This is a genomic window from Nonomuraea antimicrobica (assembly GCF_039536965.1).
GTDB classification, from domain to species: domain Bacteria; phylum Actinomycetota; class Actinomycetes; order Streptosporangiales; family Streptosporangiaceae; genus Nonomuraea; species Nonomuraea antimicrobica.
In genome coordinates, this window is record NZ_BAAAZP010000159.1 from 1 (window position 1) to 4,045 (window position 4,045).

The 4,045-nt window shown below is 75.6% G+C and carries 1 protein-coding gene; it reads right to left on the reverse strand.

Going from position 1 to position 4,045, the window contains the following annotated elements:
• A partial coding sequence (locus ABD844_RS38905) for an amino acid adenylation domain-containing protein (RefSeq protein ID WP_344889761.1) occupies positions 1-4,045 on the reverse strand: 4,045 nt, incomplete at both ends.

Genomic DNA, 4,045 nt, shown 5'->3' on the forward strand with positions numbered 1-4,045 from the left:
CGTCGGGGTGCACGGCGACGGCCGACCTGACCAGCTCGGGCGCGAGCCGCCCGCTCACCGGCTCCGCGGACGTGCCGGCCAGTGCGCGGAGCCTGGTCTCGTCGGCCTCCGTACACCAGGGCAGCTCCCAGACCGGTCGCGCCGGGTCCGCGGCGACCGCCCGGCACAACACGGCGAGCCGCTCCGCCAGCGCGGCCACGGTCGAGTCGTCGAGCAGCTCCGCGTCGTAGCCGAACACCCCCGACAGCCCCTCAGGCCCGCGCCACGCCTCCACCATGAGGTCGAACTTGGCCTGCCGGTACCCGGCCTCGAACGGCTCCACCGCCAGGTCGGCGAACCTGTCCCCCACCCCGCCGTCGTCCTGGCTGTGCAGGATGAGCATGGTCTGGAACAGCGGGGCGCGGCCCGGTCCGCGCTCGACGTTCAGCTCGGACACCAGCTCCTCGAAGGGCACGTCCTGGTGGGCCATCGCCGAGAGCACCGCCACGCGCACGCGTTCCAGCAGCTCCTCGAACGTGGGGTCGCCCGACAGGTCGCCGCGCAGCACCAGCGTGCTCGCGAAGTACCCGATGACCGGCTCGAACTCGACGCGGTCGCGCCCGGCGGACGGCGAGCCCACCAGGAGGTCCCGCTGTCCCGTGTGCCTGGCCAGCAGCACCAGGTAGGCGGCCAGCAGCACCATGAACAACGTCGCCCCGCGCCGCCGGCCGGCGGACTCCAGCGCGTCCGCCACGTCCGCCGGCAGGGCGAACGGGTGGAAGGCGCCCCTCGGCGCGGGGACCGCGGGGCGGGGGCGGTCGAGCGGCAGTTCGAGCGCGGGCGGGCCCGAGAGCCGGTCGCGCCAGTAGGCCAGTTCGTCGCCCAGGTCCCGGCCGCGCCGCCAGAAGGCGAAGTCGCCGTACTGGAGCGGCAGCTCGGGCAGGGCGGGGTCGCGGCCTTCGCGCCGTCCGGCGTACAGGGCGGCCAGGTCGTCGCCGAGGACGTTGAGCGACCAGCCGTCGGCCGCGATGTGGTGCAGCACCACGCACAGGACGTGGTCGGTCTCGGCGAGGCGGATCAGGGTGACCCGGAGCGGCGGGGTCACGGCGAGGTCGAAGGGCTCGTTGGTGCGCTCGGCCACCAGCCGTCGAGCCTCCTCAAGCCGCCGCTCCTCCCGCTGCCGGGCCGCTTCCTGGCGCTGCTCCTCCCCCACGTGCTGTCCCTCCCCCGGGTGCTGCCCCTCCCCCGCGTGCTGTTCCTTCTCCGGATGCTGCTCCTTCTCCGGGTGCCGGTCGCCGTCCGGTGCGGGGGCGGACAGGTCCACGTGCTCCACCTGCGGGCCGCCCGGCGGATCCACCACGCCGATGGGCCGGCCGTCGACGTCGGGGTAGCGGGTGCGCAGGGTCTCGTGCCTGGCCACGAGGTCGCCCAGCGCGCCGGTCAGCGCCCGCGCGTCGAGGGGGCCGCGCAGCCGCCACACCAGATACATGTTGTAGGAGGCGTCGCCGGGGTCCAGCCGGTGCAGGAACCACAGCCGCTCCTGCGCGGGCGACAGCGGCGGCAGCGTCCCCCTCGGGCGCGGGCCCGGCCGCGCGCCGCCACCCGGACGGGCCGTCCGCACGGACACGGCCTCCCGCACGGCGTCGGCGAACGCGGCGACCGACGGCCGGGCGAACAGCTCGCGCAGCGGGACCTCCGCACCGGCCGCGGCCGCGATCCGCGCGATGACCTTGACGGCCAGCAGCGAGTGACCGCCGAGCGCGAAGAAGTCGTCGTCGGCTCCGAGCCGGGCGGGCTCCAGGCCGAGCACCTCGGCGAACGTCCTGGCCACCAGCCGTTCCGCGGCCGTGCGCGGTGGACGGCCGCGCCCGGTGGCCCGCTCGGGGGCGGGCAGCGCCTTCCTGTCGAGCTTGCCGTTGGGGGTGAGCGGCAGCTCGTCGAGGCGTACCAGCGTGGACGGCACCATGACGGCCGGGAGCGACCGGGCGGCGTGCTCGGTGAGCCCCTCGGTCTCGCCCACGACGTACGCCACCAGCGTCCCGTCCACGACCGCGGCCACCGCCCTGCGCACCGCGGGGTGGCTCTCCAACACGGCCTCGACCTCGCCCAGCTCGATCCGGTGACCGCGCAGCTTCACCTGGCCGTCGGCCCGGCCGAGGAACTCCAGCCGCCCGTCGGCCCGCCACCGCACCCGGTCGCCGGTCCGGTACATCCGCGAGCCCGGCACCCCGTACGGGTCGGGCGGGAAACGCTCCGCGGTCAGCTCCGGACGTGCCCGGTAGCCGCGGGCCACGCCGGAGCCCGCGACGAACAGCTCTCCCCACACCCCCACGGGGACCGGCGCGAGGCGTTCGTCCAGCACGTAGACGCGGGTGTTGCCGAGAGGGCGGCCGATCGTCACCGGGCCGGGGCCGTCGTCCACGCGGTCGCGGGTGGACCAGATCGTCGTCTCAGTGGGGCCGTAGACGTTCCAGAGCTGCCCGGTCCGCTCGCGCAGCGCCGTGGCCAGGGCCGGTGGCAGGGCCTCCCCGCCGACGAGCGCCGTCACCGGCCGGTCGAAACCGGCGTCCAGCATGGCCTGCCAGCCGGACGGCGTCGCCTGCACGTGTGTCACGTCGTGCTCGGCCGCCAGCCGGACGAGGGCGTGGGCGTCCGCGGCCTCGCCGGGCCCGGCGATGACGACGTGCCCGCCGCAGACGAGGGGGAGCAGCAGTTCCAGGGCGGAGATGTCGAAGGACGGCGAGGTGAGCGCCAGCCACCGGACGCCGGGCCCGGCCCCGAGGTCGTCGCGCATCGACAGCAGCAGGTTGACCAGCGACCGGTGCTCGATCTCGACGCCTTTGGGACGTCCGGTCGAGCCCGAGGTGTAGATCACGTAGGCCAGGTCATCCGGCCCGGCGGCCCGCGCGGGCGGGCGGCCGGGTTCCTCCGCGTGCGCGCTCTCCTGCGCGTACGCGCTCAGGTCGTCGATGGACAGGACCGGCAGATCGGGTACGGCGTCGGCCAGCCCGTCCGGCACCCCCTCCCCCGCGAGCAGCAACCGGACACCGCAGTCCCGCAGCACGAACGCCAGCCGCTCGGCCGGGTAACCGGGATCCAGCGGCAGGTAGGCCCCGCCCGCCTTCAGCACGGCGAGCAGCGCGACCAGCAGCTCCACCGACCTGTCCGCGCACAGCCCGACCACCTCGCCGGGCCGCACGCCCTCGCGCCGCAGCCGCCGGGCCAGCCCTTCCGCGGCGGCCTCCAGCTCCGCGTACGTCAGCCCGCGCCCCTCGCACGTCACGGCGATCGCGCCGGGCTCGCCCGCGACCAGCTCGTGCGCGGTGACGTCGGGCCTGGGGGCGGCCGTGTCGTTCCAGGAGACCAGGAGCCGCTCGCGTTCGGCCGCGCCGAGCAGGTCCAGCTCGGACAGACGCAGACCGGGGTCCGCCACCGCGCGGGACAGCAGGCGCTCCAGATGGTCGCCCATGCGCTCCACGGTGGCGTGGTCGAACAGGTCGGCGGCATAGATCAGGGAGAGCCCGAGCCCGCCGTCCCCGGTGTGACGGAACTCGGCGGACAGATCGGTCGTCGCCGCGCGCACGCCCGGGTCGAACGGCTCGGCGGCCAGGCCGGTGAGCGCGAGCGGCGTCCCGTCGTAGTTGTAGAGGACGAGCTGGGCGGAGAACAGCGGGGTCCGTCCGGTGTCCCTGGGCACGCCCAGCTCGCCGACCAGCCATTCGAAGGGCAGCGCGGCGTTGGCGTAGGCGTCCAGGCAGACGTCCCTGACCCGGCCGAGCAGCTCGCGGAAGGCAGGGTCGCCGGACAGGTCGGCGCGCAGGACGAGCGTGTTGATGAACGGCCCGATGAGCCGCTCCAGCTCCGGCCTGCCGCGTCCGGCGACCGGTGTGCCCACGCAGACGTCGTCCTGGCCGCCGTAGCGGGACAGCAGGGCCGCGTAGGCGGCCATCAGCACCATGAATCCGCTGCAGCGCGCCTGCCTCGCCAGCCGTTCCACGTCTGCCGCGAGCGCGGCGGGCAGGGCGCGGGTCACTACGCCGCCCGCCGCGCCGCGGCTCGCCGGGCG